Genomic DNA, 14,787 nt, shown 5'->3' with positions numbered 1-14,787 from the left:
TCACTAAAATATATCAGGCCACAAACCTTTTGCTGACCGAGTTTCTCACATCCGGTAGGCTACGAACTGTGTTACCAAAGACCTCACCCGACCACTGATGGACGAATCGACCGTCAACGCCGTACTCGACACGCTGCCGGACGTGTTCTATGTTTTCGACGCGGACGGGACACTCGTCGAGTGGAACGACCGACTCACGGAGGTAACAGGCTACGATGACGACGAACTCGACGGAATGGCACCGCTCGATTTTATCGCGGAGGAGGACAAACAGGAGATAGCGACGGCCATCGACGCGGTACTGCTGGGCGAGAGCACCGAGACGCGCCAGTCGGCGCTCGTAACGAAGGACGGCGAGCACGTTCCGTACGAGTTCAACGCGACGCGGGTCACCGACGAGGACGGGACCGTCACCGGGTTCACCGGAACGGGACGCAATCTCTCCAAACGCCGAAAGCGCGAGCGCACGCTTCGCAGGGAGCGCGACCGAACGAGACAGCTGCTCGAAACGAGTCCTATCGGCATCCTCATCCTCGACGGCGACGGCCGGTTCATCGAAGCGAACGAGCGCGCCGCGACCATTCTCGGCCTTTCGAAAAGAGAGATACTCGACCGAACGTACGACGACGACCGCTGGAACGCCACCGACGAAACGGGAGCACCCATGCCACCCGCCGAGTGCCCCTTTGCCAAAACCATCCGCAACGAAGAACCGGAGTACGACACGGTGATGGGTGTCGAACGGCCCGACGGAGAGCGCGTGTGGCTATCGGTCAAAAGCGCGCCGGTATTCGACGACGAAGGAACCCCCGTGGAAGTCGTCGCGTCGATTTCGAACATCACCGACCGCCGCCACCGTGAACGCGAGCTCCGTCAGCAGCGCGACGAACTGGAGACGCTGAACCGTATCAACGAACTCGTGCGGGAGGTGATTCACGAACTCGTCGGCGCGGCGACGCGCGAGGAGATAGAAGAGACGGTGTGTACTCGACTCGCCGACTCCGACCTCTATCGGTTCGCGTGGGTCGGCGATCAGGACCTCGTCGAGGGCAGTCTCGTCCCGCAAGCACTCGCCGGGGACGACCAAGCGTTCCACGAACTCGTCGGAGAGGTCGAGCGAGAGAACGAGGTGTGGGAACGCCCCGCGACGAAGGCATTCCGGACGGGACGACACGTCGTCGTCCGCGATTTCTCCAAAACGACCGTCCTCACCGACCGTCTCCGTGAGGGGGCGTTAGAGCGTGGACTCCATTCGGGAATCGCGGTCCCGCTCTCGTACGGGCAGACGACGTACGGCGTGTTGGTGGTGTATGCGACACGAACCGACGCGTTCAGCGAGCGGGAAGCCGCCGGGTTCGACACGCTCGGCGAACTCGTCGGGTTCGCCATCAACGCGACCGAGAACAAGAAACTCCTGGCGACGGACCAAGCGGCCGTCGAACTGATGTTCCGCGTCACGGACGAAGCACTGCTGGTTGACTTATCGCGCCAAATCGACGGCACGCTCGTCCTCGACGGTACCGTCCCGACGTCCGACGGTCGATATCTCTACTACGTCCGCGTCGAGGACGCGCAACCGAAACAGGTGGCGGATACCGCCGAAACGTTCTCGACCGTGAACAATTCGCGCGTCGTCTGGATTCACGACGACGAGGGGCTTCTCGTGTTGACGGTTTCGTCGTCGCTCGTCGAGAACTTCATCGAATCCAGCGCGAAGGTGCTGACGGCACGGGCACACGACGGCGTGGAGGATGTCGTCGTCGAGGTGACGCGGGAAACAGATATTCGAACCCTATTAACGTCGATTCAGTCCACCTATCCCGATATCGAACTCGTCGCAAAGCGTGACGTAGAGCGAACCGAACGGTCGGAGCGGAGGTCCCGAAACGTGCTTTCGACGGAACTCACCGACCGACAGCGGTCTGCGTTCCACGCCGCGTATCTGGCCGGATACTACGACTGGCCGCGCGAGAGCACGGCCGAACAGGTCGCGGAGTCGATGGGAATCGCACCGGCGACGCTTCATCAACACCTTCGAAAGGCGGAAGGGAAGCTCGCGTCGTCGTTTTTTGACAGCATGATGGAGTGAGGTGCGGTTTCGAGTACGGTGAATCGAGACCCGGTATCGATGTTCCCCGTGATGCGGGAGGCGAGCCAACGTACGTAGGTACTGCGTACTTACCTACGACGTACCACTACACGGGTAATGGAGAGACAAACAACGACCCGAACATCCCCGCCGAACACGCGAACCGAGATATCGGTCGAGACGTTGTTCGACGTGCTTAGCAGCCCGTACCGACGATACGTCCTTTCGTTCCTCTCCGATGCGACGACGCCGACCACGATGGGAGACCTCGCCTACCACGTCGCGGCGTGGGAGGCCGACACCAGCATCACCGAAATCGACGACGAGGACGCGACGGAGGCGGAGATACTGCTGTATCACGTCCACCTGCCCAAGATGGAGACCATCGGACTCGTCGACTACGACGCCGAATCGGGGGTCATCGAACCCGGAGAGCGCATCGAAGTGGCGACGGACTGCATCCCGGCGAGCGAGTAGGGTTTTTTAATTCGGTTCGGACGTAAGGTCCGGACGAATGCGCGAGTCACATCCCATCGAGACCGCGGTCGGCATGGAGTATTACGTCAGCGACGAGGACGGCGTGGGGGGAACCCTCCGGGAGACGAACGAGGACTTCCGAGTGAGAGAGATAGAACGATTCGACGCCGACCCGCTCGACGCGGACCCCGGCTCGTACCCGTATCTGATACTCCGCGCGACGCTCCACGGGTGGGATACCAACGACTTCGCCCGGAGCCTCTCCAGCGTGCTCGGAATCAGCCGCGAGCGGGTGTCGTGGGCCGGGACGAAGGACAAGCGCGCGGTGACGACCCAACTGTTCAGCCTCCGAAAGGTCGAGCCGGACGACCTTCCGGAGATGCGCGCCGCCGAACTCGAACCGGTCGGCCGCGCGGGGCGAGAACTCCTGTTCGGCGACCTCGTGGGCAACGAGTTCGAAATCACCGTCTCGAATCCCGACCACCCGGAGAACGCGGACGAAATCGCGGCCCAACTGCGCGCGTTCGCCGGCGGGGACGGGGCGCTCGCGGTTCCCAACTTCTTCGGCCAGCAACGGTTCGGCAGTCTCCGGCCGGTGACGCACGAGGTCGGCCTGCACGTCGTCCGCGAGGAGTGGGAGGAGGCGGTGATGGCCTACGTCGGCAACCCGTTCGAGACGGAACCGGAGGACACGCGGGAGGCCCGCGAGCGGGTCGAGAACCTCGCGCCGGACTGGGACGCCGTGCTCGATGCCCTGCCGGGACGACTCGGGTTCGAGCGCTCGATGGCCCACCGCCTCGTCGAAAACGGCGGTACCGACCCCGAGGACTTCCGGGACGCGCTCGAATCGCTCCCGACGAACCTCCAACGGTTGCTCGTCAATGCCGCCCAGTCGTACGTGTTCAACCGCATCCTGAGCAAGCGGCTTCAGCGCGGGCTTCCGTTCGACGAGCCGGTCGCGGGCGACGTGGTGTGTTTCGCGGAGGAGGTAGACGGCTTCACCGTTCCCGACATGGACCGCCAGCAGACCGTGAGCGAAAAGCGCGTCCGAACCATCGAGCGCCACTGTCGGCGGGGCCGGGCGTTCGTCACCGCGCCGCTGGTCGGCACCGAGACGGAACTCGCCGAGGGGGAGCAGGGAGACATCGAACGCGAAATCCTCGACGACCTCGACCTCGAACCGCACGATTTCAACCTCCCGGGCGAGTTCCACTCGACCGGCACCCGCCGCGCGATACTGCTCGGAAGCGACTTTTCGCTCTCCCACGACCCGCTCTCGTTCGAATTTTCGCTCCCCTCCGGGTCGTACGCCACCGTCTTCCTCCGGGAGTTCCTGAAAGCGAATCCCCTCGATATGGGATAGGCGACCGCGGGCCGCCTATGCCTCGACGCTCCCCTTCTTTGACTCCACCTCGCGTGCTCTATCGCCCTATTTACTCGACCATACCATCCCCCGAGCCTACCGTCCGTTCGGAATCGTGCGTCCGAGCAGGAACGCCGGGAGTCCGACCAGCGCGACGAAGACGAGGAGGTACACGAGCAAGAAAACGGAGAACAGGAAGTCGTTCGGACCTCTGACCCGAGTGACCGGTATCGTCAGGGCGAGTACGACGGCGAACGCGACGGGCGGAATCCCGAGGACCACCCGCCTGTAGCGACGAACAGCGGCGGCGTAGCCGACCGCGGTCATGAACGATGCCAGAAGGACCGAAAACGCCGCGAACAGGAATTTGCGTATCGCGTACGGATTCGAGGCGAAGAGCCGAGCGCCGACGGCCGAATCGACGGCGACGGCCGCCAGCATCGCCACGCAGAGACCGACCACCCACGCGAGGAGGACGGCGGCCACCGTACGGTAAAACGTCGGCCGGACGTGGCTGAACGCCAGCAACCCGAGGACGGCGTAGGTCCCACCGGCCACGACGATGCCCATCGAGTAGCCCGAGACGGTGTGGTTCAATCGGAGGGTTCCGACGAACAACGCGAGAACGCCGAGGACGCTGACGATACCCGCGACCAGACGAGGCGTCCGTTCGTTTCGGCTTCCCTCCCGACCGCCGAGTCGAACGAAGCCGACGAGGAGCGCGAACAGGACGCTCGCCGGGAGGAGAACGTCGGAGAGAAGGTTAAACGCGATGTCACCGGACAGCGGTAGCGTGACGGCCACGAAACTCCACGCCTCACCGGCAATCCCGTCCGACCGCGCGAACGCGACGAACGGACCGTCTCCGGTGTCGCGGAAGGCGGTCAGGGAGAAGGAATTGCCGTCCACGCTCGCCCCTCGCGGCGCGCGGGTGACGACGGTTCCGGGCGGCCCGACGACCGTCAGTCGGTCGGCACCGAGTCCCGAAATCGACCCCTCCCGTGCGTGTCGGAAGCCGTCGAATCGGACGACGCCACCGGGGGCAGTCGCGGCGGCGCTCGTCCGGTACCGAAGGACGACCGTCTTCGCGCCGACGACGCGAGCGTCGAGGAACGGTTCGGGGTCGAGGGAGGAACCGGGAGCAGCGTTCTCGGCGATTTCGTCGAGCACCCATCCGTTCTCGCGGAAGTACCGCGCCGTTTCCTCGCTCGCAAGCCGGTTTTTCACCGTCCACGTCGCGGTGCCGTTGTCGTGGACCCGAATCGTGGCAGTGGTGCGCTCGACGTCGAACGTCACGTTTTCGACGCCGAGGGTTTCGGCGTACTGGTGTGCTTCTTCGGTGAAACTACCCCCGCACGGGCCACAGAACGGCTCCGGCGGTGGCCTACTCGAAGCGGGCGTCGCCACAACCATCGTGAGAATCGACAGGAGGACGAAAAGGGAGAGGAGTGAGCGCCGGGCGGTGAGGGAGAAGAGTAAACGCCGGGCGGAGAGTGACCGCTTGGAGAGGGTCGTTCGGAAACGCATATCCACAGTTGTCTTTCATCCGATATTTTTCTTTCCCTCACCGAACACATCGTCGAAACGCCGAGGTTAAACGCCGCGATTGGGAAAGAACGCGCATGAACTGTCGGCAGTGTGCGTCCTCGCTCGAACGTCCGGGCGACTACTGCCTCGTCTGTCGAACGCAGAACGCCGATTCCGTCGTTCTCGCCGTGACCCGCGACCACGCCGACATCACGATGCTCAACGACGAAACCGTGGTCGGGAAGACGGGCGTCAGCACCACGCCCGAGGAGGGCGAAACCGAGGTCGTCGAACTCCGTAACTTCGCGGGGCGCATCGCCGACGAAGTGCGACGGAAACACCCCGAGGACGTGTACGCGGCGGGCGACCGCGGCGTGATTCGCGCCGTCCGCGCCCAACTCCACTACGACTTCTACCGCGTCGGCGACGAGAACCCCGTCGAGGAGGTGCTGGCGCGGCGCGGCGAGCGCTCGCTCGAAGTCGTGGACCTCGACCCGGCCGAGAAAATCGGCGGAACACACACAACCCTCATCGGCAACCGCGACGGCATGCGCGTGATTCGTGAGGTCGCCTGCCATCCGCACGTCAAGAAAATCATCCCCGGCCCGATCAACGCGGGGGGTGCGAGTTCCGACTCCGGCGTCCGCGCCAAGGCCACCCGCGCCGACGAGAACGGGAACGTCCGACTCCTCCTCCGCGACGGGTCCAGCGTGCAGGAAAACCGCGTCGTTACCACCGCCATGGACCGCGACCTCGGCGAGCGGATTCGGGAGGACCTGAACGAGGCCCTCCAAGAGAGCGGCTTTCGCTGACGGGGAAGGGCAGGGAATCACTCCGAACGCTCGGTACGAAATGGTTTTGCTTCCGAGACTGTGACCGAGATTACTGAAACGCGGACTTCGAAAGCCCCCGCCCGCTCGCTACGTGTGATAGCCGAGAGTAACTGAATCACAACCACCGGAGAGACGGCCTTGAAAGCCCCCGCCACGCTCGCGGCACCGGAAGACGGTCCTGCTCGGTCGCACGCTCCCCGTGCGGGCATGCGACTTCCGTGCTCACACTCACTGCGTTCGCGTGACCCGCTCGGCGACATCTCGACTCGGCACAAACCGCGTGCCTCGTCGAGAGAGGTCGCCGAAACGACCACGACAAGCGCGAGCGGGCGGCCCCTTTCATTCCACCCACGATACCGCCACCGCATCAGCCACATCCTCCCCAACCGATTCGCTTCGCTCATCCCTCGCGCGAACTGTAACGAGGCGACGCGGCCGAGAGTGGCCGCGTCGCCTCGTCAGCGCGCGCCACGACGGAAATTCGAATGCACGATACCCATAGCCGCTGTGGCGCGTGCGCCAGCAGGTTCGTGGTCAGCGGCCGGCCACGAACCTGTCTGAGTATCACGTGAGGGATGACGACCGAGGAGCAGCGCGACGATGGGAGGAATCGGTTGGGGAGGGAGTGGCTGATGCTGTGCGGTGGCGGTCTCATTGACGTCTGTACTCGCACTCGGAGAGAAGTTACAACCGACACTCGGAGAGAAGTATAGACGAAACCACAGCAGTCACACTGACCCGAAAGTCCGAATCGACCGCATCCCCCGAACCTCACGTCGCGAAAATCAGTCGGCGAGACGTGTTTCGTCGCCGGTACCATCCGTCAGCGCGCTCGCGATTGCACCTTTCAACACGACTTCATCGCCGAGCGTCGTGAGCTGGACGTCCGGCTGATTGTTCAGCAGGTGGTTGCCGACGCGCTCCCGAATCGGGTCGACGACGAGTTCCTCGTTGTTGAGCACGACGGCACCGCCGAGGTAGACGACCAGCGGCGCGTAGGCTTGGACGACGTTCGCCACGCCGACCGTGTTCCAGTGGGCGAGTTGTTCGATAACGTGGTCGGCGAAGGGGTCGATACCGGCGTTCTCGAACACGTCTTTCGCGGAGAAATCGGGGTCGTCGAGCGGGAGCGCGGTCGATACGGTTTCGTCCTCCTCGGCGAGCATCCGGGCGTACTCCGGGATGTTGTTGCCGGAACAGTAGGCCTCCCAGTGGCCCTCCTTGCCACAGCCACAGGTTCGCCTGCCGTGTGGGTCGACTATCATGTGCCCCACTTCTCCCGCGTTGCCGTCCCAGCCGGTGAGGACGTTGCCGTCCACGGTGACGCCCGCGCCGATACCGCTCGAAATCGTGATGTACACCATGTCGTCGGGGTTGCGGTCGCTGTAGAACCGCTGTCCGATAGCGCCCGCGTTGGTGTCGTTGTGGAGGGTCACGCGCTCGCTGTGGATGAGTTTCCCCACCGGTCCCGTCAGGGGGATTCGGTCGATGGTGTCCGGCAGGTTCGCCGGGTTATCGACCGCACCCTCCGCGAGGTCCAACGGGCCGATGCTGCCGATGCCTGCCGCCCGAATCTCACTGGGGTCGATGGTCGCGTTCGAACACGCCCCACGAATGCATTCGAGCACTGCTTCAGTAACCGCGATGCCGGTCGGTCCCTGTGGCGTACCGCGGTCGTACGTGCTGACGACGTTGCCGCCTTCGTCGGCAACCGCCGCCCTGACGTTGGTCGCCCCCAGGTCTACACCCGCGTAGTAGGCCATTCAGGTGAACAAACGTCGTCCGTCCCACTTAACTACAGGCATTTACTCGCCGTCGAGTTTCTTTCGACGGCCCGAGAGGTTCGGCCGGTCGCCTGTCGGAGTTAACTGGTTCGACGGCGTTAATCAGGACATGGCGGACGACCTCCCGGCCATCGACGACGAAACGGAATCCGCGCTCCACGAACTCGAACTGGGTATCGAAGGGCTCCGGAAGGGACACGGCTACCTCGTCCAGTTCCATCACGCCACCGGCCACGCGATGGAGCACTTCAGCGAGGCCGAAACCCACCTCCGGGACGCCGGGCACGACGACCTCGCGGACCACATCCGCGACGAAATCCTCCCGTGCGGCGTCCTCGGCGGCGACCGGTGGACCTACGAGTTGGTCGAATCGTTCGAAACGGAGTTCCTCCGCAACATCGAGGCGTTCGAACGCACGACGCGAGAGGAAGTCGCCGACGGGGAGCGACACATCCGCGAACGGCGAATCCAACGACGCTGGCAGGAACGCGCGGAGGAGTGAGAGACAAAAAAGCGCGACGTCCGATTGCGGGGGTTCAGTCCTCGCGGACGAACGTCACAGGGCAGGGAGCGGAAAGCATCACTTCCTGTGCAGTGCTGCCGAAAACGGCCTTCCCGGTCGGTGAGCGCTTGCGGCCGCCGACGAAGACGCTATCGGCGTTCACGTCCTCGGCGAGTTCGACGATGGTTTCGCCGTGCTCGCCGATTGCGCCCCGAACCGAGTAGCCGATGTCCTCGGCGTCCAGCGCGTCCGAAAGCGAGCGAATCGTCGCGTGTCGCGCCGCCACCTCGTCCGAGTTGGGTTTCCCGGCCGGGTCGTAGTCGAGTCGGTCTACAACGTCGTCGAACTCGTCGTCCGTGAAGACGTGTGCGAGGACGACCGTCGCGCCGGTCGGTCCGGCCACGTCGATAACGGCGTCTGCGAGTCGCCCGGTTCGGTCCGCGTCGCCCGGTCCTACCGCGAGAAGAATCGTCTCTATTGCCATGGTAGCACCTCTCCATGGAGAATATTAAATATAGGGGGAGATTCACTCAAAATCGAGATAATCGGGATGTCAAGATAGTTGGGACTCCGCCGCGAAGCGGACCGTATGATAACGCCGAAACTGGACGGACGAGTCGCGCTGGTCACGGGAAGTTCGAAGGGCGTCGGGCGGGAACTCCTCCTCTCGCTCGCCGACTGCGGGGCGGACGTGGCCGTTCACTACCATTCGAGTGCGGACGAGGCGCGGGACGTCGCCGAGACCGCACGGGAGAACGGCGTCGAAGCGACAACCGTGCAGGGGAACGTCACCGACCCGGACGAAGTGGACGCCCTCTTTTCGACCGTCGAGTCCGAACTCGGAAGCGTGGACGTGCTGGTGAACAACGTCGGCCCGTTCGCTCCCGACCACTGGGAAGACATCTCGTTCGACCGATGGAACGCCGTGCTCGACGGCAACATCAACGGAACCTACCTCTGTTCGAAGCGGGCGCTCCCGGAGATGCGCGAGGCGGGATTCGGTCGAATCGTCAACGTCGGCTACGCCAGCGCGGAGAAGGGACTCATCAACCCGAAGAACGCCCCGTACTTCATCGCCAAGGCGGGCGTCCTGATGTTCACCCGAATGCTCGCCGCGGACACCCAAGCGGACGGCGTGACCGTCAACGCGATTTCGCCCTACGTGGTCGAAAACTCGGACGTGTTCCCCGACGACCTGCCTCGCGGTGAACCGGCGAAGTTCGAGGACATGGGGCAGGCGCTGCGCTTCTTCGTGGACGAAGACAGCGACTACCTGAGCGGCGTGAACGTCGAAGTGGACGGCGGTTGGTTGCCGGAGAAGGTCTAACTTGACTACTATTCGGACAACTCTGGTTTGTATCGATTGAATAATTTATTTGCCCATTCTACAGCTTTAATTGATTTATTTAAGAAAGTATTAATTACATTCCCTCGCTCATCGTGGAAGCGAACCCATACCTCAGAGTGATCAAGGATATATAAACAGAAAGAGATTTGCTGTGAAGTCGGTTGAGTCGAATATTTCGAAATATTAACAGAGTCTGATTTGACAGAGGAGCATTTGTCAAGCAGATGTGCGTGAGACACATTATTTACCAAGATATCAACATCCATCTGTTCAGTGGCAATTTTATCAAGATAGAGCTCAATATCAATCGGAAGGATAACTGGTAGTATGGCAGACATGTCCTCTGATTCTAAAATTCGAGATGAGAGATCTCTAATCGCTCCCAGAGGGGTCTGAGTAGACGAATGTATAATTCGAGCATCCACGAACAGATTTAGAGGGATATTGTTCAGTACTCCATCTGGAAGATTATTAAAAACTTCGCTTTTATTTGAAACATCATATATAAATTTTATAAAACTTTTGTATTTATCCCATAAAATTTTTCCAGAAGTTGTCATTTGATATTGACCGTGTTCGTCTCTGATTAGTTTGAACTCTTCTAGCTCTAAAAGCGCACGTCCGACAGTTGATCGTGATATATCAGTTTTATCGGTGATATCTCGCGGAGTAGAGGGGGATGTGTAAATGACAGATAAAATACTGCTTCGTTTGAGTAGGAGGGACAGCACTTCTTCAGTGTCAGGGTACACCTGGTGCATGACTTATATTTTTCTTCTACCCACATAATATTTGAGATTATATTTGGGCCAATTCCATCTTATGGGTCGGTTCCCATGTTCTGGGAATATTTTCAGTAATTAGCTAAAAGTAATACTACCAGAAATCTGCATCTGTAGCATGAGCAAGAAACTTGGGCAAAATCAAACACGACGTAACATTATCAAATCAGCTGCAGGACTTGCAGTAACTGCAGGTTTTACTTCTGCAGGAGTAAGCGCGAAGCAAGAAAAGACAGGGATTGTTAACGCTGGCATCAAAAATGAGTTTGTTTCCTTAATGAAAAGCGGAGAAAGGAAGAAAGCGTTTGACTTGCTTGATGCACACGATGTAGAATACTCGGTTACAACTCAATCACCACCCAGTGATGGAGTCTCGACTCAAGATTATTTCGACAAAAGCGATAGTAGTGCGTCATTCTTTACTGGAGTCTGGAATGAAAACAAGAACGAATATGCTATCGGCTTATCGTGGGACCTCAAGAACACAAAAGGTGACGTAGATGGTCCAGCACCTGTTGATGTCGGGATTTTGGGATATGAGCAAGATGTTTTCGGATATAAAGATGATAGCATCATTTACAGTGGAACTCTCAAGGATCCGAATACATCGAATTCCGTGAGCGGCGTTACGGACTTAAAGAGCGAACCGAACGCAGCCAACATAGACGCACCAAACAACGCTTCCGTTGTGACTTTTAACGATAAGAGAAATCAAGGAGATGTCGACGGAGACGGAGTTAGTGAGTGGTACCCAGTTGGCACAGGATACGCCCAAATGGTATTAATAAAACAAGATACTCGGACTGTTGGTAACGTTTCAGGGTTGTATAAACATACTTGGAGCTATGGTAATATTGCAGACTGGAATATTCTGCAGAACGTAGCTGTACCTGTTATCGGTACTGGAATTAGTGTTAGCCTCCCTGTAGGGGCAGATTCATGGACAATACCGGGGAATAGACAGAGAGACGACACTCTATAAGTTAATCGCAAAAAATAAACAACGCTTTATCAAATCCTTCTACATGAATATAAACTATCGTGCCATCCAATCAGGAGTTGGTATAGTACTGATGGCGGTAATAGCGTATTTTGCAATTAATAACCTGTTAGTTGCCATCTCACCAAACATCATCTCTATCGGAGGAAGTGGAGATATCGGTGCGGTTGTGAGCGTGGTGATATTTACAGTAGGTGCAGTGCTCACATCTCACGCATTCCTTGTTACGATACATTCTGATTGAGAACCGACAATCGGCTTTAATTTATCCATTCGTGAAATTTCATCGAAAAAACTCTTCACTTGCTTAAAGGTGCACTGTACCTCATGGCTGAGCCAAACGTCTTGATGTTCTTCCAAATACTCACGTATGATGTGTAATTAGATGACAATTATTTAAGCGGCGTGAACGTCGAAGTGGACGGCGGTTGGTTGCCGGAGAAGGTCTGAGTCGGGTCAGTTCCCTTCCAGCGCGTCGATGGCTATCGCTCCCGCGACGAGCGCCGTTTTCGGTATCGACCCCGTGTCGTGGATGCGAACGTCGTACTTATCGCGGAGCGAGAAATGGCCCTGGATTTCGCCGATGGAATCTCCCTCGGGCGAGGTGATGGAGTACTTGTGCGGGAGGAACGAGAGGACGTCGATGAGTGACCGCAGCGCTTCGAGGACCGCACTTCTGGAGGCGACTTCCGCGAGTTCGGTTCCGTCCGGGAGTTGTATCGTCCAGCGGTGGTGGAAGAAGGTGAAGTTCTTGTTGAGCACTAAAACGGGGTCGCCAGAGCGTTCGTCCACGAGGACGTAATCACCGGCGACATCGAAGACGTTCTTCGCCTTCACCCGAAAGACGACGTTCCCGTCGGCGTCGTAAAACGGGAACTCCTCTTTCATCTTGAACAGCTTCTGTTTCGACTTCAGGACGAGGTTTCCGGCGGAATCGTACACCTTGTACTTGTTCCGGAAGTGGCTCTGTTTGACCGTGTACGTGTCGTCGTCGAGAACGACGCCGCCGATGTCGCGCCGCGTTGGAGGTTCCATTGTTCACAGCTTGTCGTGTTATTGTATTTAAATATGGGGGCGAGGCTATCGCTCTCCGCCGTCCGCCTGTGCCTCCGTTCCCTCGACGTCGCCGTCTTCGATTTCCGCCTGCCGTCGAATCGCCCGCTCGATGAACTCCCGCGGAAGGGCTTCGATTTCGCCAGCCTGCACATGCCAGAGATTCGCGTACAGGCCCTCGAACGCCAGCAGTTCGTCGTGAGTGCCGCGTTCGACTATCTCGCCCTCGTCCAAGACGACGATTTCGTCCGCATCCTTGATAGTCGAGAGGCGGTGGGCGATGGCGAACGTGGTCTTCTCGTCCACGAGCGAGGCGAGGCTTCGCTGGATGAGGGCTTCGGTTTCGGTATCGACGTGGCTCGTCGCCTCGTCGAGGACGAGGATGTCGGGGTCCTTCAGAACCGTCCGCGCGATGGAGAGTCGCTGGCGCTGACCACCCGAGAGTTTCACGCCGCGCTCGCCGACCTTGGTGTCGTAGCCGTCGGGCAGATTGACGATGAACTCGTGTGCCTCGGCGGCTTTCGCGGCCGCCTCGATTTCGTCGTCCGCGGCGTCGAACGTCCCGTAGGCGATGTTCTCCTTGACCGTCCCGTAGAACAGGAACGGTTCCTGACTGACGTGACCGACCGCCCGCCGCAAACTGCGGAGGTTCACGTCGCGGATGTCGGTGCCGTCGATGCGGATTGCCCCCTCGTCAACGTCGTACATGCGGAGCAGGAGTTTGAGGACGGTGGATTTCCCGGCCCCGGTCGGGCCGACGAGCGCCAGCGTGTCGCCGCGTCCGGCACGAAAGTCGATGTTCGAGACGACTTGCTCCTCGTCGTAGCCGAATCCCACGTCGTCGTACTCGACGGTGCCGTCCGTGACCACCAAATCCGGCGCGTCGGCGCTTTCGTCCAGCGTTCCCCGTTCGTTCATCAGCGAGTACACCCGGTCGCTCGACGCCTCGGCGCGCTGGTAGATATTGATTATCTGCCCGAACTGCGCCATGGGCCAGATGAACTGCTGGCTCAGGATGACGAAAGTGACGAACACGCCGGGTTCGAGCGCGCCGGTGAGCGGCCCCGGCGCACCCGAGAGCAGCCAAAAGCCGCCGACAGCGAAGGTGACGGCGTAGCCGATGCCGGTCAGGAGGCTCAGGCCGGGGAAGAAGGTGATTCGGGTCGTGATGGCGTCCCAGTTCGCGTCGTAGTAGTCGCCGGACGCCTCCTCGATTCTGCCGGATTCGTAGGATTCCGCGGTTTCGGACTTGATGACGCGGATACCGCCGAGGTTGTTCTCCAGTCGGGAGTTGAGCGCGCCGACGCTCGCCCGCATCGCGGCGTACTTCGGCTGGATGGTCCGCACGAACAGGTACGTGAACGCGGTGAGGAAGGGAACCGGCAGCAGCGCAACGAGCGCGAGCGCCGGATTGAGGGTGAACAGGATGCCGCCGATGCCGACGATGAGCACGGCGATTCGGAGCGCCGAACTCAGCCCGTCGTTCAGAAACGTCTCCAACTGGTTCACGTCGTTGTTCAGGATGGACATCAACTCGCCCGTCTGCTTGCCGTCGAAGAAGTTCATGTCGAGCAGTTGCATCCTGTCGTAGGTGTCCACGCGGAGCCTGTGCTGGACTCCCTGTGCGAACGCGTTCCAGCCCCAGCCTTCCAGCCACGAGAACGCCGCCCCGACGAGGAACGAGGCGAGGACGATACCGATGGAGAGCCAAAGCTGGCCGCTCGGCGTCGTCGGCGTCCACGCCGCCGGAATGAATCGAATGTGGAACGCCTGTTCGTTCAGGAAGATGGAGTCGATGGCGATACCGAGGATGACCGGCGGCAGGAGACCCGAGAGGCGTCCGAGTATCGTCCCGACGAACCCCGCGACGAACTGCGGCCAGTAGCCGCGGCCGTACTCGGCGAAGAGTCGCCACATCGTGTGCCGTTCCGCTTCCTCCGGTATCGCTGTGTTCGATGGCACTTACGTTCGGTAAGGACCGAACGAATATGTCCCGTTCGGTGGTCCGTCTCAGCTCCCGGTTCCGTCT

14 protein-coding genes are annotated in these 14,787 nt (G+C 60.1%); 8 read left to right on the top strand and 6 right to left on the bottom strand.

The window, feature by feature from the left end; genetic code table 11:
* The first annotated feature begins 97 nt into the window (after nucleotides 1–97).
* The 3 genes from B208_RS0112795 to truD all read left to right on the top strand — a co-directional run bounded on the left by B208_RS0112795 (nucleotide 98) and on the right by truD (nucleotide 3,929).
* Complete coding sequence (locus B208_RS0112795; RefSeq protein WP_007979872.1) at nucleotides 98–2,089, top strand: PAS domain S-box protein; 1,992 nt, start codon at nucleotides 98–100, stop codon at nucleotides 2,087–2,089.
* A gap of 117 nt (nucleotides 2,090–2,206) precedes the next feature.
* A complete protein-coding gene (locus B208_RS0112790; RefSeq protein WP_007979874.1) occupies nucleotides 2,207–2,566 on the top strand; it encodes a DUF7344 domain-containing protein in 360 nt (119 codons plus the stop codon).
* Between the two features lie 37 nt (nucleotides 2,567–2,603).
* On the top strand, nucleotides 2,604–3,929 hold the full coding sequence (gene truD / locus B208_RS0112785; protein ID WP_007979877.1) for a tRNA pseudouridine(13) synthase TruD: 1,326 nt from the start codon (nucleotides 2,604–2,606) through the stop codon (nucleotides 3,927–3,929).
* A gap of 96 nt (nucleotides 3,930–4,025) precedes the next feature.
* On the opposite strand, the gene B208_RS23005 is transcribed toward truD, so the two are convergent.
* Nucleotides 4,026–5,456, bottom strand: coding sequence for a DUF2339 domain-containing protein (locus tag B208_RS23005; RefSeq protein WP_007979879.1), 1,431 nt, complete (start codon nucleotides 5,454–5,456; stop codon nucleotides 4,026–4,028).
* A gap of 95 nt (nucleotides 5,457–5,551) precedes the next feature.
* Here B208_RS23005 and B208_RS0112770 point away from each other — a divergent pair, with 95 nt between their 5' ends.
* Nucleotides 5,552–6,268, top strand: coding sequence for a DUF2103 domain-containing protein (locus B208_RS0112770; RefSeq protein ID WP_007979881.1), 717 nt, complete (start codon nucleotides 5,552–5,554; stop codon nucleotides 6,266–6,268).
* Nucleotides 6,269–7,074: 806 nt separating this feature from the next.
* On the opposite strand, the gene B208_RS0112765 is transcribed toward B208_RS0112770, so the two are convergent.
* Nucleotides 7,075–8,052 (bottom strand): ROK family protein, encoded by a 978-nt coding sequence (locus tag B208_RS0112765; protein WP_007979884.1) that lies wholly within the window; start codon nucleotides 8,050–8,052, stop codon nucleotides 7,075–7,077.
* Nucleotides 8,053–8,182: 130 nt separating this feature from the next.
* Here B208_RS0112765 and B208_RS0112760 point away from each other — a divergent pair, with 130 nt between their 5' ends.
* Nucleotides 8,183–8,575, top strand: a complete 393-nt coding sequence (locus tag B208_RS0112760; RefSeq protein WP_007979886.1) for a hypothetical protein — start codon at nucleotides 8,183–8,185, stop codon at nucleotides 8,573–8,575.
* A 34-nt stretch (nucleotides 8,576–8,609) separates the two neighbouring features.
* On the opposite strand, the gene B208_RS0112755 is transcribed toward B208_RS0112760, so the two are convergent.
* Nucleotides 8,610–9,059, bottom strand: a complete 450-nt coding sequence (locus B208_RS0112755; protein ID WP_007979889.1) for a universal stress protein — start codon at nucleotides 9,057–9,059, stop codon at nucleotides 8,610–8,612.
* 105 nt (nucleotides 9,060–9,164) lie between these two features.
* Between B208_RS0112755 and B208_RS0112750 the strand changes: the two genes are divergently transcribed.
* Nucleotides 9,165–9,902, top strand: a complete 738-nt coding sequence (locus B208_RS0112750; RefSeq protein ID WP_026177833.1) for an SDR family NAD(P)-dependent oxidoreductase — start codon at nucleotides 9,165–9,167, stop codon at nucleotides 9,900–9,902.
* Between the two features lie 8 nt (nucleotides 9,903–9,910).
* On the opposite strand, the gene B208_RS23880 is transcribed toward B208_RS0112750, so the two are convergent.
* Nucleotides 9,911–10,684 (bottom strand): transcriptional regulator FilR1 domain-containing protein, encoded by a 774-nt coding sequence (locus B208_RS23880; RefSeq protein ID WP_139025507.1) that lies wholly within the window; start codon nucleotides 10,682–10,684, stop codon nucleotides 9,911–9,913.
* A 139-nt stretch (nucleotides 10,685–10,823) separates the two neighbouring features.
* On the opposite strand from B208_RS23880, the gene B208_RS23875 reads away from it, so the two are divergent.
* Nucleotides 10,824–11,687, top strand: a complete 864-nt coding sequence (locus B208_RS23875) for a hypothetical protein (RefSeq protein ID WP_139025508.1) — start codon at nucleotides 10,824–10,826, stop codon at nucleotides 11,685–11,687.
* Nucleotides 11,688–11,778: 91 nt separating this feature from the next.
* Complete coding sequence (locus B208_RS23870; RefSeq protein ID WP_154652462.1) at nucleotides 11,779–11,949, top strand: hypothetical protein; 171 nt, start codon at nucleotides 11,779–11,781, stop codon at nucleotides 11,947–11,949.
* 212 nt (nucleotides 11,950–12,161) lie between these two features.
* Here B208_RS23870 and B208_RS0112740 read toward each other — a convergent pair whose 3' ends face one another.
* The gene (locus tag B208_RS0112740) at nucleotides 12,162–12,740 is read right to left on the bottom strand and encodes an LURP-one-related/scramblase family protein (RefSeq protein ID WP_007979893.1); all 579 of its coding nucleotides are present in this window, start codon (nucleotides 12,738–12,740) and stop codon (nucleotides 12,162–12,164) included.
* A gap of 45 nt (nucleotides 12,741–12,785) precedes the next feature.
* Nucleotides 12,786–14,675, bottom strand: coding sequence for an ABC transporter ATP-binding protein (locus B208_RS0112735; protein ID WP_018128906.1), 1,890 nt, complete (start codon nucleotides 14,673–14,675; stop codon nucleotides 12,786–12,788).
* Nucleotides 14,676–14,787: the final 112 nt, after the last annotated feature.

Origin of the sequence: Haladaptatus paucihalophilus DX253 (assembly GCF_000376445.1) — an archaeon.
Taxonomy (GTDB): Archaea; Halobacteriota; Halobacteria; order Halobacteriales; family Haladaptataceae; genus Haladaptatus; species Haladaptatus paucihalophilus.
This window is presented reverse-complemented; position numbering and strand designations above follow the sequence as displayed.

Bases quoted from the DNA above. Each gene is read 5' to 3' on its own strand.
- B208_RS0112795 (WP_007979872.1), top strand. From the start codon at position 98: ATGGACGAATCGACCGTCAACGCCGTACTCGACACGCTGCCGGACGTG.
- B208_RS0112790 (WP_007979874.1), top strand. From the start codon at position 2,207: ATGGAGAGACAAACAACGACCCGAACATCCCCGCCGAACACGCGAACC.
- truD (WP_007979877.1), top strand. From the start codon at position 2,604: ATGCGCGAGTCACATCCCATCGAGACCGCGGTCGGCATGGAGTATTAC.
- B208_RS23005 (WP_007979879.1), bottom strand. From the start codon at position 5,456: ATGCGTTTCCGAACGACCCTCTCCAAGCGGTCACTCTCCGCCCGGCGT.
- B208_RS0112770 (WP_007979881.1), top strand. From the start codon at position 5,552: ATGAACTGTCGGCAGTGTGCGTCCTCGCTCGAACGTCCGGGCGACTAC.
- B208_RS0112765 (WP_007979884.1), bottom strand. From the start codon at position 8,052: ATGGCCTACTACGCGGGTGTAGACCTGGGGGCGACCAACGTCAGGGCG.
- B208_RS0112760 (WP_007979886.1), top strand. From the start codon at position 8,183: ATGGCGGACGACCTCCCGGCCATCGACGACGAAACGGAATCCGCGCTC.
- B208_RS0112755 (WP_007979889.1), bottom strand. From the start codon at position 9,059: ATGGCAATAGAGACGATTCTTCTCGCGGTAGGACCGGGCGACGCGGAC.
- B208_RS0112750 (WP_026177833.1), top strand. From the start codon at position 9,165: ATGATAACGCCGAAACTGGACGGACGAGTCGCGCTGGTCACGGGAAGT.
- B208_RS23880 (WP_139025507.1), bottom strand. From the start codon at position 10,684: ATGCACCAGGTGTACCCTGACACTGAAGAAGTGCTGTCCCTCCTACTC.
- B208_RS23875 (WP_139025508.1), top strand. From the start codon at position 10,824: ATGAGCAAGAAACTTGGGCAAAATCAAACACGACGTAACATTATCAAA.
- B208_RS23870 (WP_154652462.1), top strand. From the start codon at position 11,779: ATGGCGGTAATAGCGTATTTTGCAATTAATAACCTGTTAGTTGCCATC.
- B208_RS0112740 (WP_007979893.1), bottom strand. From the start codon at position 12,740: ATGGAACCTCCAACGCGGCGCGACATCGGCGGCGTCGTTCTCGACGAC.
- B208_RS0112735 (WP_018128906.1), bottom strand. From the start codon at position 14,675: ATGTGGCGACTCTTCGCCGAGTACGGCCGCGGCTACTGGCCGCAGTTC.